This window comes from Paenibacillus lautus NBRC 15380, assembly GCF_004000945.1.
Lineage (GTDB): Bacteria > Bacillota > Bacilli > Paenibacillales > Paenibacillaceae > Paenibacillus_AQ > Paenibacillus_AQ lautus.
Genome location: NZ_BIMF01000012.1, coordinates 185,927 through 202,556, shown reverse-complemented (window position 1 = coordinate 202,556; position 16,630 = coordinate 185,927). Strand labels below are relative to the sequence as shown.

At 51.4% G+C, this 16,630-nt stretch carries 10 protein-coding genes; 7 read left to right on the top strand and 3 right to left on the bottom strand.

Going from position 1 to position 16,630, the window contains the following annotated elements; all coding sequences use genetic code 11:
• Positions 1-463 precede the first annotated feature (463 nt).
• The 3 genes from PLA01S_RS20670 to vgb(C) form a co-directional block, all read right to left on the bottom strand.
• Positions 464-3,424, bottom strand: coding sequence for a DEAD/DEAH box helicase (locus PLA01S_RS20670; RefSeq protein ID WP_127593834.1), 2,961 nt, complete (start codon positions 3,422-3,424; stop codon positions 464-466).
• Positions 3,421-5,070 carry an SWIM zinc finger family protein gene (locus tag PLA01S_RS20665; RefSeq protein ID WP_127593833.1) on the bottom strand — a complete coding sequence of 550 codons (1,650 nt, stop codon included), beginning with the start codon at positions 5,068-5,070 and terminating at the stop codon, positions 3,421-3,423. The genes PLA01S_RS20670 and PLA01S_RS20665 overlap by 4 nt, the downstream gene beginning before the upstream one ends.
• A 159-nt stretch (positions 5,071-5,229) precedes the next feature.
• Positions 5,230-6,120, bottom strand: coding sequence for a streptogramin B lyase Vgb(C) (gene vgb(C), locus PLA01S_RS20660; RefSeq protein ID WP_127593832.1), 891 nt, complete (start codon positions 6,118-6,120; stop codon positions 5,230-5,232).
• 901 nt (positions 6,121-7,021) lie between these two features.
• Here vgb(C) and PLA01S_RS20655 point away from each other — a divergent pair.
• From PLA01S_RS20655 to PLA01S_RS20625, 7 genes are all read left to right on the top strand, one after another.
• On the top strand, positions 7,022-8,092 hold the full coding sequence (locus tag PLA01S_RS20655; RefSeq protein ID WP_127593831.1) for a copper amine oxidase N-terminal domain-containing protein: 1,071 nt from the start codon (positions 7,022-7,024) through the stop codon (positions 8,090-8,092).
• Positions 8,093-8,506: 414 nt separating this feature from the next.
• The gene (locus PLA01S_RS20650; RefSeq protein WP_127593830.1) at positions 8,507-10,285 is read left to right on the top strand and encodes a sensor histidine kinase; all 1,779 of its coding nucleotides are present in this window, start codon (positions 8,507-8,509) and stop codon (positions 10,283-10,285) included.
• Between the two features lie 22 nt (positions 10,286-10,307).
• Positions 10,308-11,879, top strand: coding sequence for a response regulator transcription factor (locus PLA01S_RS20645; RefSeq protein WP_127593829.1), 1,572 nt, complete (start codon positions 10,308-10,310; stop codon positions 11,877-11,879).
• Between the two features lie 98 nt (positions 11,880-11,977).
• Complete coding sequence (locus PLA01S_RS20640) at positions 11,978-13,303, top strand: extracellular solute-binding protein (RefSeq protein ID WP_100539857.1); 1,326 nt, start codon at positions 11,978-11,980, stop codon at positions 13,301-13,303.
• Positions 13,304-13,348: 45 nt separating this feature from the next.
• A complete protein-coding gene (locus tag PLA01S_RS20635; RefSeq protein WP_076322415.1) occupies positions 13,349-14,224 on the top strand; it encodes a carbohydrate ABC transporter permease in 876 nt (291 codons plus the stop codon).
• Between the two features lie 18 nt (positions 14,225-14,242).
• Complete coding sequence (locus PLA01S_RS20630; RefSeq protein ID WP_127593828.1) at positions 14,243-15,112, top strand: carbohydrate ABC transporter permease; 870 nt, start codon at positions 14,243-14,245, stop codon at positions 15,110-15,112.
• A gap of 412 nt (positions 15,113-15,524) precedes the next feature.
• On the top strand, positions 15,525-16,592 hold the full coding sequence (locus PLA01S_RS20625) for a bifunctional transcriptional activator/DNA repair enzyme AdaA (RefSeq protein ID WP_127593827.1): 1,068 nt from the start codon (positions 15,525-15,527) through the stop codon (positions 16,590-16,592).
• Positions 16,593-16,630: the final 38 nt, after the last annotated feature.

The window sequence follows — 16,630 nt, the reverse complement described above, 5'->3', positions numbered from 1 at the left end:
CCTGCGTAATCGAGAGTACCTCAAGTTGCCCGGATTACCTGCGTAATCGAGAGTACCTCAAGTTGCCCGGATTACCCTCGTAATCGAGAGTACCCTAAGTTGAGTGGATTACCTGCGTAAGCGAGAGTACCTCAAGTTGAGGCGGATTATCTTCATAAGCGAAAGCACCTCAGGTTGCACCGAATTACCCAAGACAAAGTACTTCAACTGGTTTGAATCTTAGAAACCTTAGCTATACAAGCTTCATGCGTGTAAACAAAACGAAAATTACTCCAAGTATTAAACTCCTCCAAATAACAAAAGCCCCGTGTCCGCACACGGGGCTTTCTGCTATTCAACGATATCGTCGTTATAGAGCGACACTTGTGCCCCGCCTAGGAGTTTCACAGGATTCCGCTATGCTCCATCTCTTCGGGGCCGAGTGTCCACGATCGACTATTCGTTTACTCCTTGATAATGACAATTAAGCCCAATCGCGCCGCAGCGTGAACAGATCCTTCAGCTCATCGGTAGACAGCTCGGTAATCCAGCCTTCGCTGCTTGCGATAACCTGATCGCTTAGCTGCTGTTTGCTCTCCAGCATCTCATCGATCCGCTCTTCGAGCGTCCCCATGGAGATGAACTTGTACACCTGGACATCCTTGGTTTGTCCCATCCGATAAGCGCGGTCGGTAGCCTGATTCTCCACTGCGGGGTTCCACCAGCGGTCGAAGTGGAACACGTGATTCGCGGCGGTCAAATTCAGGCCGACGCCGCCGGCCTTGATCGAGAGGATCATGACGTTCGGCTGCTCTTCAGGCGGGAGCGACTGGGACTGGAATTGCTCGATCATGCGGTCGCGCGTCCGCTTGGGCGTGCTGCCGTTCAAGTACAACACGGGCTCCCCAAGCTCTTGATGCAGCACCTGCCGCATCATCTCGCCCATACCGATATACTGGGTGAAGATCAGGCAGCGTTCGCCTTCGTCCCGCAGCTCCTTCACCATGGACAGCAGCCGTTCCAGCTTGGCCGAACGGCTGACGACGGCTTCGGTGTCAAGCAAGCCGCCGCCTCCCGGCAATTCCGGGAGCGGCTCCTTCGTAAGCAGCGCCGGATGATCGCAGAGCTGCTTGAACTGCGTAAGAGCTGCCAGAATGGCGCCTTTGCGCTCGATGCCCTCGAGTTTTTGCATGCGTTCCAGGAGGCTGGTCACGGTCTGATCGTAAAGCGCACCCTGCTCGGCTGCGAGATGGATATAAGTCTTCATCTCGTTCTTGTCCGGCAGATCGAGCTGGATCGCGGGATCCTTCTTCTTACGCCGGAGCATGAAGGGTTTGATCAGCCTTTGCAGATCGGCCGTTCGCTGCTCGTTTTTATCTTTTTCGATGGCCTGGATGAACCGGAGATTGAACGCGCGCAGGCTGCCGAGATATCCGGGATTGATGAAGTCATAGATGGACCACAGCTCGGACAGCCGGTTCTCAATCGGTGTGCCGGTTAAGGCAACGCGATGTCTTGCCGGAAAACTTCGCACGGCGGCGGATTGCTTGGTGTCGGCATTCTTAATGTTCTGGGCCTCGTCGATGCCGATCGTTTCCCACTTCATGTCTCTTAACATTTCTTGATCGAGCGTGGCCGTAGCATAAGATGTAAGGATAATATCGGCTTGGTAGGCCTCTTTATAGAAATCCTCGCTGCTGCTTCGTTTGCCGCCGTAGTGAAGCATGACCTGGAGCGACGGGGCAAACCGTTCAAGCTCCTTCTGCCAATTGCCCAGCACCGAGGTGGGACAGATCAACAGGGAAGGGAGGCGTCTCTCTTCCCGCTGCATCGTTGTCTCCTTCACGTGCAGCAGGTAGGCGATAAACTGCACGGTTTTGCCAAGACCCATGTCATCGGCAAGGCATGCACCGAGCCCGTAACGCCGCAAAAAGGCAAGCCATGCAAACCCGTCATGCTGATAAGTCCGCAGTTCGGCCTTCAGCCCGGCGGGGACAGGGAGGCTCGGCCACTCGCTTTGCCGGCCGAGCTGGCCGATGAGCTTCACGAGGTGCTCGTTCAGCTCCACCTCAAGCTTGATCCGTTCCGGGTCCCGCGCTTCCTCCGCATCCTGCTGAGTCTGCTCGGACTCATTGTTGTTCCCAAGCAGGTGAAGGTGCAGAATATCTTGAAACGATAGACCTTCCTCACGGTCTACGCCCGCCATCATCTGGCGGATTTGGGCGACCAGAGCGGGATCCAGCGGAATCCACTGGCCCCGGAACCGTACCAGCCGTTCGTTCCGGGCAACAAGCTCCGCGAATTCGGCCTCGGAAAGAGTAGCTTCGCCGATGGCGATACGCCAATCGAAATTCACCAGCGCGTCCAGACCGAATAGGGAACCGCCGCTGCTTCGCTCGGCGTTCTCGCCTTCGCCCGAGCGCACTTTCGCCCGCAGCTTGGGTTTTTTCTTGCTGGCGGCTTCCCACCAAGCGGGCAGCAGGACCAGCCAGCCTGACTGAAGCAGCCGCTGGCTGTCCGCGGTCAGGAACTGCCATGCCGCCTCGTCGGACAGAGGCGTACCGAGCACGTCTTCAGCCGGAGCGTGAAGCATACGTGCGGGCAGTGCTGCTTGCAAACCTTGGAGCCAGCCGGAGGATCGCTCCTTGATATGGGCCGTCCATGTCTCCGGCCATGATCCGTATGCCTGCCCGTCTTCGGCCAGACGAACGACTGCAAGCGATGCGGCGTCTTGCTTGTCCTGCAATACGAGCCGAAGACGCCACTCGGCTTCTTCTTCGTCCGGCTCCAGCAATTGCAGGAGGGGCCGGAACGGAGCGGTATCCGGTCGCCATCCGATAGCGATCAGCCAGGATTTGTCGTCCATGCCTTCGGCTGCCGTGCGGTTCGGCGAGAAGAGAAGGGGGTATTCCCTGCGCAGGTCAGCCGCGGCCTCTTCGCTGCCGTAACACTGATCTTCAACGGCGGCAGAGAACGCCGCCCGTAAGCCCTCATTCCATATCTCGTCTGCATCCAGCAGGGAGAGACGGGACAACTCTTCCGCTGTGAACGCCTCCGCATCCCAGATCCATTGCAGCCTGCCCGATTTGAAGGCGCTCAGGCTCGGCGCGTATTGCTTGTCCTGAATGCAAGCTGCCAGCGAAGGTGCAATTTCAATGAAGGGAAGGCAATCCTCATCCCATATCCACTCAATATGTTCGAGCAGGCGTGCATCCGCAAAGAACGGTATGACCTGCTCGGAAGGCAGGATGACCACTTCCATATCCTGAACGGATTGAACGGTAAGCTCTGTTCCGTAGAAGGAGGCTTCGTGCCAGGCGAATAAACGATGCTTCAGGTATTGTCCGGACACGTAACCCCGCATGACGGTAGATCCGTATAGGACGGCATCTCCATATTCGCTTAGTGCCATGTGAACCGTGATGGTTTCGGTGTGTCTGCTCATGATATCAGCTTTCCTCTCCGCAGCTCTTCCTGGAATGCGCGAAGCCGGCTGTTTCGTACGGACAACGAGATAATGAACAGATCCCAGCGCTCCTGCTGCTTGAGCTTTTTATATAGCTTGGCCAACCGTTTGAGCAGCTTGACGGCTGCTTTATAACCGGCTCGGTTCTTATGAAGGATGTACCGCTCGACGGCCTGATGGTAAAAAGGCAGCAGCAGCTCGGGCGCATTCTTCTCAATCGGCGCGAGCTCGCTGACCCGGAGTTCCAGCGGCTCCCTGCCTGTGCTTATTTGGTAGTCGATCCATTCCCGCCATCTGCCGTGTGTGATCAAGGCATTCTGATAGATGTCCTTCGAATAAGGAAGCATGTCGGCAAGACTGCTCCACATCCGTTCAGCCTCCTCGGGCAGGTGCGCTATGACGGCATCCCAGTAGAATTGATAGCTGCTGAGATGCTCGCTGCGGTGACTGCCAAGCAGCGGGCCGATCTCCGGGAGCCAGCGGGCTAAGCGTTCCCATTGTTGCCCCGAATGCAGCATGTCGAAGAAGCCTAGGACAGAAGCCGGGGACAGACTGCTCACCTTGTCTGCTTCTCTGATCAGGCTCCAAGATGTTTCGTCTTGTCCGAGGTAGAAGGACATTAAGCCCTGTGCCATATACCACGAGGCACGCGAGAGGGTGTTGCCGAATTCGGCTTCGGCTGCCTGCAGCTGCTCTAACTCCGCCTCGATTAAGCGGGTGCTTTTTTTCGCAAACGGATAGATCCAGTACATCCAGAGCTGCATATAGACCTGCGCGTAAAATTTACGGTTCCGCGGCTCGCCCAGCATGCTCCGCCGGACAAACGAGATAGTCTCGGTAAGTCGCTGCTTGAATGCCTCTCCATCTTCGCTGTCTTCCAGCCCTTCATGGAAGATGCGCTCGATTCTGGCCAGGATATGATCGGCTGCTACCTGCGTATGATAGCCAATGTAGGAGCCGGAGGAATTCCAGGCACTGGCGGGCTGCTTGACCAGCTTCTCGAGAATAAAGAGATGGGCATGAAGCTCGTATAATGACTCCATATCCGGTGGCATCGGCGGTTTGATGTGATGGAGGGAGGCCAGTGCATTTTTGGCGTAAAACGAATTCTGCGTATTAGCTCCCAGCGAAGCCGTGCAAACTTCGAACAGCTCATGCCATGCGGAGATGGGCAGCTCGGGCAAATGGTCCGCCTTGACTCTCCACTTCGATGCTCCGGCAGATGGCCGTTCCTGCGCTGGACTGAAGTCGGACTCGCTTCGGTCATATGAAGAGGTGGGAGCATACGTAGTGGAATGCGCATTAACCAGGGCATGAATGGAACGGCCCTGAAGCTGGGCATAGTCAAGCAGAACAGCCACCATATGCTTGCAGCCTTCGTTAACGGGGCAGCTGCACTCGCTGTCACTCAGGGAGTGAAGATGAAGCTTGACACGGTAGGTTTCCGTTCCATCTACGGCAGCCTCGATCATCCCGGGAGGATCTATCAGCTCGCTTGCGTGAACACGGCCTTGCTTGTAATACTGAAATCCCCGTTTAATGGTCAAATCGCTGAAAAAACCTGCGGTTTGTTGAATTAATGTCTGCCATTGTATATCATCTAACGTTTGATTTGGGTTCATCATCGGACGGTCTCCTAAGAGAAATAATTCTAAGTATCCATTTAATCTATCACATTCCCATAGATGAAGAAACAAGCTGGGGCAGCTTCACGCTGGAAAAGCCCGGCAACAAGCTGCACGGGCTTTCTTTTAGGGGCGGAGCAATATGTTGGCATCCTAAACCTAATATTGAATCGTAAACCGGCCGATCTGATCGCATTCCTCGGCGAACCAGACCTCGCCCCCGGGATCCACGGTAATACCGTGAGGTTCTGCGGAGGGGGTTGGGATCGGGTACTCGGTAATGTCCCCGGTACAGGTAATTCGTCCGATTCGATTGGCCCCCCATTCGGTAAACCAGAGATATCCGGAAGCACCCGCCGTGATAGCGTGGGGCCTTGCGTTTTCAAACGGGATCTTATATTCGGTGAAGTTCCCGGACGTTGTGATCCGTCCGATTTGATTGCCGTTGATTTGAACAAACCATAGGGCGCCATCGGCACCTGCCGTGATGCCGACCGGGCCGGATTGCTCCGTTGGAATCCGGTACTCGGTAATCTCCCCGTCCACCGTAATCCGTCCGATGGAGTTGTTCTGGTTTTCCGTGAACCACAACGCACCGTCCGGACCGGCTGTAATATAGGAAGGGTACGAGCCTTCGCGTGGTAAGGCATATTCCGTGATAACGCCTGTCGGCGTTATATTTCCGATTCGGTTGCCGTTTAGCTCGGTGAACCATATGGCTCCATCCGGACCCTCCGTCAGGCCGTAAGGAGACGAGTTGGCTTCAGGCAGTTCAAATTCCGTAAATGTTCCTTCCATTGTCATTCTTCCGATTTTATTCGCTTTGTACTCCGTAAACCAGAGGTCACCGGTACGGGCAGATAGGATGGACATAACCCCGGCATCCGGTGTCGGCAAGTCGAACGTGCGCATATCCCCATTCTTGGTGAGCCGTCCGATCCGGTTTCCTTTATGTTCCGTGAACCATATGGCCCCATCTTGTCCTGTCGTAATACCATAAGGTCCCGACTCCCGATTCGCTGTCTTGTACTCCTGTGTTATGATCTGCATGCAAATATGCCTCCTTGTATAGAAAGTTGTTAGGAATGCTTTAAGACGGATTCTTCATGGGTCTGAGCATATCCAAGTCTCCGCGTATAGTGGAAGCTACTCTTGCGAGATAAGGATGACAGGTCTCTGAAGTTGATGCTTTCTTACTCTTAAAAAAAAGCCTCCCACTCCGAGATTTCGGAATAGGAGGCTGAATACGGACAAAAGAAGATACCGGCTTCATTTGTAAAGAAGCTTCAAGCATCTACCCGTCACATATAAAAAAAGCCGCACGAATCCTATCCCGAAAAACCTCGTAACGAAGTGTTTTTCCAATGTTTGGGACAGGATTAGTAGATCATTGGCTTTTGGTTCACCCTTTCATTTCTGGTTGCCTAGACTTTACCACAGGAGATTCAGTGGTTTCAACCCTGAATTAACTGAAGTTTACCTTCACAACCGCCGGTTTCTTTTCTCATCGATGTAGAGTTCGACAGCTGTTATGGCTCGAATCAAAAGTTTAATGAGCAGATACAATGCATACAAACCAAGCAGCATAAAAAGTCCGTTTATGATTAAGATCAACATGGGCCATAAATGAAACATGGAACTGGAACTACCTATACTCATATGGCTCGCCTCCCTTCTACATTTTCCTTGCAGGGTTCTCCCGGAACCGGAATGATAACCTCGAACTCTTTATTCCATAATATAACAATCTTATCTGATTCTAACATAACAGAAGGAGCGTGGTCATGATTTTTGACATTGAATGGGGTGAATAATTAGAGGCCTGGCAGGAAGGGGACGATAGAGGAAGTATTTATATCATTTATTGATATGAACGAACCAATCCCGGTCACGATGCGTTTTAGTTATATAAGCATTACCGAATATCACAAACCAAGGAGATTTAGAGAACATGATCACCCGGAAATGGACAAGAATAGCAGTAAGCGGCGCCATAGCGGCCACGATGCTGATGAGTGCCTTCGTTCAGGATCAGGCTGAAGCTGCACCCAAGAAGGAAATGGAATTAAACATCAATCATTGGATTGTTACGACGGATGTCAATCCCGTCATTTTGAATCAGACAACGCTGGTTCCCTTGCGCGTTATGAAGTACTACATGAAACCTATGCAGCTTCACTGGAACAACAAGAACAAGACGGTAACTGTCAACACAGGTGCCGATCAAGTCACATTAGAGATGGGAAGCCTGAAGGCGAAGGGAAAAGGGAAGGCATATTCACTATCCATTCCCGCAGCGTTAAAGGATGGCCACGTTATGGTTCCGATCCGATTTATAGCGGAGCTGTATGATGCAGAAGTAGGCTGGGATACGAAGGAGAGAATGATTTACATCTATACGCCGGATGTCGACGTGTCAACGGCGGAGGAGAACGGGTATGTAAAGCTGTATCCGGTAAGCGCAACGAAATACGGAAGATATGAAGGCATGGTGGTCGAGGTTGAAGGAAGGAAGCGGGTCTTTGAAGACTGGAATGGTGGAGACGGTACGCGTAAACCCGTCATTCAATACCGGGATGTGACAGGCGATGGCAAGCCTGATGTTGTGGTGTTCTACGTGGACGGGACCGGCACGGGGCTTTACATGGGGGAGATGCATGTTGTCGACGCAGAGACTCTGAAGGAGATCCCTATCGAATCATTGGAACAAGCGGTATTGAACCATGTGCAATCCAACATCGAGAAATATGCGGATCACTTTGTTATCAAGCTTTTGATCGACGGAAAGGAGTATGTCCAAAGGATTGAGGATGATTCCAAGGATAAAAGCTACTTATATGATAAGCTTGGTTTCGGAGCCGTTGTCAGACACAGTCTAGTGGAAGGGCGGCTTGTTACGGAAGCGGCAGGAAGCATCAGTCCGGCCGGCTTCGCCGGGGATCTGCAAATAACATACCGATTTGATGAAGAGTTGAATCAGTTTGTGGTGGATAGCATGGAGTATAGTAGTCTGGAAGAATAGGGGAAGTAACGGTTTAGTGATGTAAAACTTTAGATCTACATATAAACGCATATCTGATAAGATGTTATGATCATGGACTAGAAGCATAAAGCTTGATAGAATGATATGCTTCGTTAATCAAAAGGGTGCTGCTGCGCCCTTTTTGTGTTTTTTAATCCAATACCTCCGATTTATCCCCTCCATGATCTCCGAAAAGGAACCAGTAGGAATGGTGCCTATAGAACATATGCAAGAAGATTTCACCCCCTTTCATAGGACTTTATTACCATTTACTTGAGTCTTAAGGTTCCTCTAAGATAGTTAATAAACCTGACACATTTTTGCTAGTAAAAGAGAGTGAATTCGAAGTAAACGCATACAATGTCAAGTAATATAACAAGCCCATACCATAGGGACTTTGAACGAGGTGTTTTTATGCAGCAATGGCTTGGGAAATCGCTGAAGCATAAATTGTCGTTACTTATTATTATCGCTACGCTGGTGCCGCTGCTGTTTCTCGGTATTTTCTCTTTTAACATAGCCAAGAGCCTGACTGAGGAGAAGGCCAAGATTACAGGAATGAATACGCTTCGGCAGCTGGAAGCTTACCTGGATACGATGGTCAAAGACGTGGAGAATATCTCGCTTTTTCTCATCGGGCATACCGGTGTTCAAGCCTATCTGAAGACCGAGCAGAGCAACTACGTCCAGCAGACGACGGTTATTAATTTTTTGACGAACTTGGCCTTTTCCAAAGATTATATCGCTAATATCATCGTCGAACCGCTCGGCAGCAAAGATGCCATCTCGCACAAATCCTTGGTACGCTCCGAGTTCCGGAATATTACCGAGATGGTCCCCGACTATTACGAGCAGCATCCCAAATGGTGGTCCTTTGTTCATCGGCAGTGGACCTTTGAAGGCGTTAGGAAAGTCATTACGCTGGCCAGACCGATCCGAAGCACGGATAAATATAAGCCGATCGGGAATCTGCAGATCAACCTGGACCAGGGCGTCATTGCCAATCAATTCAGGCAAGCCGTCCTGGAGAAGACCGGGTTTGTCCTTCTTCTTGACGAGAATAACCGGATTATTGCTGGTCCGCCGGATATGGAGACCAATCTTACGCTTGCAGACTACTATCCTTCGATTGGAGAGTTTGAGGGGCTCAGCGGAAATATAGACTATGGCGAGGGAAGCAACAAGAAGACCATTCTCTATAAGAAAATGTCCAGCGTGAACTGGAAACTGGTCGGCATTATTCCCTCACAGGAATACCGTTCCCAGAACCAGTACTTCATCAAATTGACGGCAGTTGCCGTCACCGTGGCCATTCTGCTGGCCATTATACTCGTTCTTTTCCTGATCCAGAAAATTACGAATCCGCTGTCCGTGTTAACGAAGTTCCTCAAGAACTCAAGCCCGGAGGAGCCTCTGCCTGCACTCCCGGTTAAGACGGTCGATGAGGTCGGGCAGCTCATTATCAGTTACAACCGACTCAGTTCCCGGATTGTGAAGCTTACCGACGAAGTGAAGCTGAACGAGTCGCTGAAGAAGGAGGCGGATATGCATGCGCTGCAGGTGCAGATCAATCCGCATTTCCTCTACAATACGCTGTCATCCATCCATTGGCTGGCGCTGATGAACCAGGATGTGAAAATTGCCGAGATGGTGGGATCGCTCAGCGATTTCTTGAGGTTCAGTCTCAATAATGGGCAGGAATACTGCACGATTCAGCAGGAAATCATGCATGTCCGACATTACGTAAATATTCAAACCATCCGCTATCCGGAAAAGTTCAAGTTTGAGGTTCATGTGGAGGAAGAGCTGTATCCGCACACCATGTTAAAGTTGCTGCTGCAGCCGTTGGTTGAAAACTCCATGCTGCATGGTATTTTGAGCCGTGACGGGATGGGGACGATTACGATTCGCGGACACCGTGAATTTGAAGGAATCCAATTCATGGTGGAGGACGATGGCATCGGGATGACAACGGAGCGCCTGAAGTGGCTTCAGGATCAGCTGGTTGAGAATCCGCTGCAGTACGAGAAGGGGCAGACCCCGCGCGGAAGCTACGGGCTGCGAAATGTCCACAAGCGGCTGCTTCTTCATTACGGTAAGGATGCGGGCTTGCGTGTAGAGAGCACGGAAGGAGCCGGAACACGGGTGATGTTTACGATACCTGATTTACCTGAAATTCAACAATCTGAATGATCCAGCAAAGGGGATGGCGACATTGAAGGTACTGATCGTTGATGATGAAGTGATCATTCGAAATGGTCTGAGTACAGTGATCAATTGGGCCGATAACGGCTTTACGGTGCTGACGCCCGCGGCTTCAGCGGAGGAAGCCCTTCAGCGTATTCCCGTTGAAATGCCCGAAATTATTTTTACCGACATTCGCATGACGGGCTTGAGCGGACTGGATATGGCGCATGAAGTCAAGCAGCAGTATCCCGAGATCGAAATCATTGTCATCTCGGGATACGATGAATTCTCATATGCGCAGAAGGCGATGCGGGAAGGCGTGAGCGATTACCTGCTGAAGACGAGCAGGCCCGGGGAAATTATCGAGGCTGCGGTACAAGCAAGAGAGCGATTGTTACAGCGAAGACTTAGTCAAGCGAAGGGAAGGGCGCAGGAATTGGTGGTCAGCCGGGGCTTTCTGCGAAGACTGCTGGCGTCCGGTGCTCCGCCGGATGGGCACGCCGAGGCGGAATTATGGGAGCGATATCCTCAGCTGCGATTGGAAACGAATGGCTCGGTGCTGCAGATCTGGATGCTATCGGTGCATCCGTTACATCAAGAGGAAGAGGAGCGCTTTGCGCTTGGCGAGCTGCATAGCTTAATCGGTACAGCGATGGCCGAAGGGCTGCAGGGTGCGTGGCTGGAGTGGAACGGCTCGGTGCTTCTGTTGGTGCGAACCGAACCGAATAGTGGATGGGGGCGAGTAGATTCCGCTCTTCGGAAGATGGAATCTGCGCACGACTGCCGTATTACGGCAGCCAGCGGTCGGCCGGTTTCCAGTGTCAGGGAACTCCCTGTTGCGCTGAGCACCGCGGTAGAAGCCAGCTCTTACGAGTGGCTGCTGCATTCGGAACGGCATATCCGTTATGAAGATATCGAAGGACGTAAAGGCATCCGAACGGTATGTTCGATGGAAGAAGAAACCGAGCTGTCCTCCCTGCTGCGTTCTGGACAATCCGCCGACTTGCAGGCATGGGTGACGGATTTGCTGCGACGCATCCAAAGCCAGGGCCAGGCGACGCCCGGCTCGGTTCAGGCTTACCTGCATTCCCTGATCATCTCGGCACAGCGCTGGCTCATACGGGCTGCAACATCTATCGGCTATGCCACTCCGGTGAAAGTGGAAGAGACGTACGATATACGCGAGTTGACAAAGACGCCGGAGAAGGTGCTGGTCGATTCCCTTGAGCTCATCATGAAGCAGTATCGTGATATGGTCTCAACAACCAGTCCTGTCCAGCGAGCGATATCCTTCATTCATGAGCATCTGGGGCAGAGCTTGTCGCTTCAACAAGTGGCGAAGCATGTCCATATGAACCCCAACTATTTCAGCGAGATGTTCAAGAAGGAAACCGGGCAGAATTATATCGAATTCGTGACCCAGGCGAAACTGCGAAAAGCGATGCACCTGCTGCGGGAAACGCCAGCCAAAATCAGTGAAATCGCGAATGAAATCGGCTATGAGGATATTAAGTATTTTAACCGCCTGTTCAAGAAATGGACGGGACAAACCCCGTCGGAGTATCGGGCAAATCCTGAATTTTGTCCCTCTATGGACTGAATTATATCCCCTATGTAAGCGTTATATCCTTTTATATACTTGGACTAATCATCTTAAGACGCTTCATCATTTTCGTATATTAAAAAGGGGGATTGACCATGAGACCAAAACGTAAAATAGGTCTTGTACTGCTGATGATGTCACTGGTCCTTGCAGCTTGCGGAGGCGGGCAAAGCAAGGAGCAGGCGGGGGGAAATGAGGGGAATCAAGAGAAGGTCAAGCTGACCATTTGGCATAACTTTGCCGGTGATGACCTGCGTGCCAAATCAGTCCGAAGTTTTATCGATCAGTTTGCTCAGGATCATCCTGAAGTTACGCTCGATGCACAAGCGATTCCGCCGGACGGTTACCGTCAACGTCTGAGCACCGTTGCGGCTGCGAATGAAATGCCGGATGTATTCTTCGTATATGCAGGAAGCCAGTCAGCCGAGCTTCATCAGGCGAAACTGCTTCAGCCGATTACAGAGGTGCTCGATGCTCATTCGGATTGGAAAGATAAATTCCTGCCGGGAGCGTTTGATCCATACGAGTTCGAGGACGGCCAGATCTACTCCGCTCCACTAGGCATGTCCGCAACTTCGATTCTCTACTACAACAAAGCAATGTTTGACAAACATAACGTAAAGGTTCCAACGACTTGGGAAGAAATGATGGCGGCGGTTAAAACGTTCAACGATAACGGCATTACGCCGATCGCGCTCGGAAACAAAGCGCCATGGGTTGCGCAATCCACCATTATCGGATCGATTGCCGACCGTGTGACAGGCACCGAATGGTTCAAGAAAGCGGCAGCACAGGATGGCGCGAAATTCACCGATCCTGAGTTTATCGAAGCACTTGGTTATTTCAAAGAGCTCGTCGACAACAAAGCATTCCAAGAAGGTGCCAACAGCATCGACAACACGCAAGCCGAGCAGTATTTCATCCAAGGCAATGCAGCGATGATGATCAGCGGTGCATGGACACTCACGAACCTGGCGGCTTCTTCCTCGGAGGAGCAAATGAAGGATATTGAAGTCACTACTCTGCCTTCGATTCCTGGTGGTAAAGGTGAGGCTAACACCATCTCCGGCGGCGCTGGCGGCGGACTGGCCCTTAGCAGCAGAACCGAAGGGAAAGCAAAAGAATTGGCGCTTGAACTGATTTATGCCGTGAGCGGACCGGAAGCGCAAAAAGCGATTGCCGAGAGCAACTCCATGGTCATGTACGATACCGAAATTGATGAGTCCAAAGTTACCTCCTTGTACTACAAAGCCTTTAACCTGGTGAAATCCACAGGCATTACGCCGGTATACGATGCTTATCTGTCTGCAGAAGCGGCTGAAGTCATCAACAACGGTCTGCAGGAAATTATGATGGGCGGTCCCGTCGAAGGTGTGGCCCAGAAGCTACAGGATGCGCAAGCCCGATCCGCTACTCCATAAGAAAAGGTTCACCACTGCATAAGGATTAGGAGGGAGGAGGCTGCCATGCCTACAGCGATGAGAAGCAAAGGATTTATAGCCATAGCTCTTCTTCCTGCGCTTCTGTTGTTTCTGATATTTGTCATTATTCCGGTCTTCTGGTCAGCATACTACGGATTTTTCAGTTGGAAAGGGTTCGGAGACGCCACCTTTATCGGCCTTGATAATTATAAAGAGATGTTCAAGGATCCGATCTTCTGGCGGGCGCTTCGAAACAATCTGATTCTGGTCGTATCATCCATTATCGGCCAGGTTCCAATCGCGTTGATTCTGGCTATTGTATTGTTCAAAAATTCGTTCTTCTCCAGGTTCATCCGGTCTGCCGTCTTCATGCCGATGGTTCTCTCCACGGTTGTCGTTGGTCTTATCTGGGGTTACATTTACCATCCTCAGTTCGGGATCGCCAACTATGTACTGGAGATGCTCGGTCTGGAGTCTTGGACCCGTGCCTGGCTGTCCGATCCAAAAGTCAATATGCTGGCGATATCGATCCCGATCAACTGGGCGAACATCGGCCCTTATCTGGTCATCTTTATTGCAGCACTGCAAAATATTTCACCGGAGATCCATGATGCGGCCAAAATCGATGGGTCCACCGGCTGGAACAAGCTGATGCAAATCACGCTGCCGATGATCTGGAGCACGGTTGTCGTAACCATTGTGCTCTGTATCTCGGGAAGCCTGAAAGCTTTTGACCATGTCATCGTCATGACGGGCGGTGGACCTGCGCAATCGACGGAACTGCTTGCTACTTATATGTACAACAGCACGTTCAGCGTGTACCGTTACGGTTACGGCTCCGCCGTCTCCACGATGATTATGATCGTCAGCGCCATTCTTATCGCGCTTAACTATTTCGCAACGCGCAGAAAGTCAAGTTAACATGAAGGAGGGAGCGATGTGAATTTACAGACGACCGGGACCGGAAGTGCCTCAGGGAAACGCGTCATCACGAAGGGGTTAACCGGGTTCGTAAAATTGCTGCTGATTGTGTATGCGATTCTTACGCTCTATCCCTTGTACTGGCTTTTTACGAGCGCGTTTAAATCGAATCAGGATTTTTTCACCAACCCTTACGGCTTGCCGACCGAGTGGATGACCGAGAATTTATTCCGGGCTTGGGAGCTTGGAAATATGGGCAGAGCGATGCTGAATTCAACGGTTGTGACGATTACAGCCGTCGTTCTGACCATCCTGCTCAGTGTACTCGCGGCGTATGTACTGTCCAGATTCGAGTTTCGGTTCAAAAAGCTGGTGGTTGTGTTGTTTACGACTGGGCTGCTGATTCCGATTCACAGTACCCTGGTGCCCCTGTTTATTATGATGAAAAATATCGGCCTGCTCGACACGTACGGTGCGCTCATTCTGCCTTATACGGCATTTGAGCTGCCGATCGCAATATTCTTGGCGATGGCCTACATGTCATCCATTCCAAGAGAGATTGAAGAAGCAGCCATGATTGACGGCAGCGGCTGGTGGGGAATCTTCGGCAGAATGATTCTTCCGCTCTGTACGCCGATCGTGGCAACGATATCGATTCTGGCATTTCTCCGATTCTGGAATGACTTCTCCTTCGCACTCGTATTTATCAATACGCAGGCGCTGAAGACGCTGCCGCTCAGCTTGTCCTTATTCTCGGACGGCTTCGGCACGGATTACAGCTTGACGATGGGAGCGATGGCGATCGCCGTCATTCCGACGATCGTGGCCTACCTGATCTTGCAGGAGCAGATCATGAAGGGTATGGTGGCAGGATCCATCAAAGGTTAAATCGTCAGAACGTCCGATTTAAACGTAAAGCGGAGTTTGTCCTAAGGATCATCCACTTCATATTTGCCATGAAAAGCCTCTTCCGATGCATTCGGAGGGGGCTTTTTTAAGATATCAGAAAGTATAAACTTCGAAGCTTGTGGCTTCCTGATATCGCAAGAAAAACTTCTTCTAACTGCGGTCTGTCATCTGTGAAGGTACGTCGATAGACGTTTTTCTTATTCGCTCGTGATCGTGGTAAGTCTACGTTGCCAACTGGAAAAAATTCGTGCGCGATTTTCGGCTACGTCATGTAGGCAAAAGAAATATAATAGGAACACAAAGGTAAGGCACCTGATTTGTAATAGGAGAAGCGCAGCACACAGCATTATCGCCATATAGAATGAACAAAAGATACAGGGAGGAACCAAACATGATATCAGCCGCGAACCAACAGGAATATTACCAGGCGCTGCTGGATAAGAAAACCGAGTACGAAGGTGTCTTTTACGTGGGTGTGAAGACAACCGGTGTATTCTGCCGCCCGACATGTCCAGCGAGGAAACCCAAAATCGAGAACTGCGAATTTTATGAGACGGCTGAAGAAGCGCTGCTTGCTTCCTTCCGTCCCTGTAAACGCTGCCGTCCGCTTTCGCATCCCAATCAGGTATCGGAACTTGTCCGGCTGCTTGTAGACGCGGTAGAGGAGAATCCGGAGAAAAGATGGACCAACCAAGACTTTCAGAAGTTGTCCGTGGATGCCTCAACGGCAAGACGCCAATTCAAAAAGCGGTTTGGGATGACGTTTGTCGAATATGCACGGGCCCGGCGGATGGGACTTGCCCTGAAGCAAATCCGGGAGGGGCATACCGTCATTGATGCGCAGCTGTCAACCGGTTATGAGTCCAGCAGCGGATTCCGGGACGCCTTTTCGCGGATTATGGGCGCAGCGCCTACCCGGCCCGGACATCACCATGTTTTAAAAGCATCATGGCTTGACACGCGTCTAGGACCGATGATGGCCATCGCAGATGAAGAAGCGCTGTATTTGCTTGAATTCGTAGATCGCCGGGGCTTGGAGCGAGAGGTTGAACGTCTAAGGGTGAGAACCAAGTCGGCAATCATTCCGGGTTACACAGCCCCGATCCGCTCGATTGAGCTTGAACTCGGCGCGTATTTTAACGGGAAATTAACGGAATTCAAAACGCCCTTATTCCTGTTGGGATCGCCATTTCAAAAAGAAGTGTGGGACCAGCTGCTGCAGATTCCGCCTGGACAAACATCTTCATACGGCGAGATCGCAGCAACGATGGGAAGACCCACTGCCTATCGTGCCGTTGCCCAAGCGAATGGCGCCAACCAGCTCGCAATTGTCATCCCATGCCACCGCGTGATCAATACGAGCGGCGAATTGGGCGGATACGGCGGAGGACTATCCCGTAAACAATGGCTCTTAAATCACGAGAAATCCATAAGTACCGCAAGAATACATGAATGTTAGACTTTAGTCGTAAAAGACGGTCTTACCTATAGGTAAGA

What these genes read in the sequence shown, in the direction of transcription:
- PLA01S_RS20665 (WP_127593833.1), bottom strand. Translation starts at nt 5,070, where the DNA reads ATGATGAACCCAAATCAAACGTTAGATGATATACAATGGCAGACATTA.
- PLA01S_RS20650 (WP_127593830.1), top strand. Translation starts at nt 8,507, where the DNA reads ATGCAGCAATGGCTTGGGAAATCGCTGAAGCATAAATTGTCGTTACTT.
- PLA01S_RS20640 (WP_100539857.1), top strand. Translation starts at nt 11,978, where the DNA reads ATGAGACCAAAACGTAAAATAGGTCTTGTACTGCTGATGATGTCACTG.
- PLA01S_RS20670 (WP_127593834.1), bottom strand. Translation starts at nt 3,424, where the DNA reads ATGAGCAGACACACCGAAACCATCACGGTTCACATGGCACTAAGCGAA.
- PLA01S_RS20625 (WP_127593827.1), top strand. Translation starts at nt 15,525, where the DNA reads ATGATATCAGCCGCGAACCAACAGGAATATTACCAGGCGCTGCTGGAT.
- PLA01S_RS20635 (WP_076322415.1), top strand. Translation starts at nt 13,349, where the DNA reads ATGCCTACAGCGATGAGAAGCAAAGGATTTATAGCCATAGCTCTTCTT.
- PLA01S_RS20655 (WP_127593831.1), top strand. Translation starts at nt 7,022, where the DNA reads ATGATCACCCGGAAATGGACAAGAATAGCAGTAAGCGGCGCCATAGCG.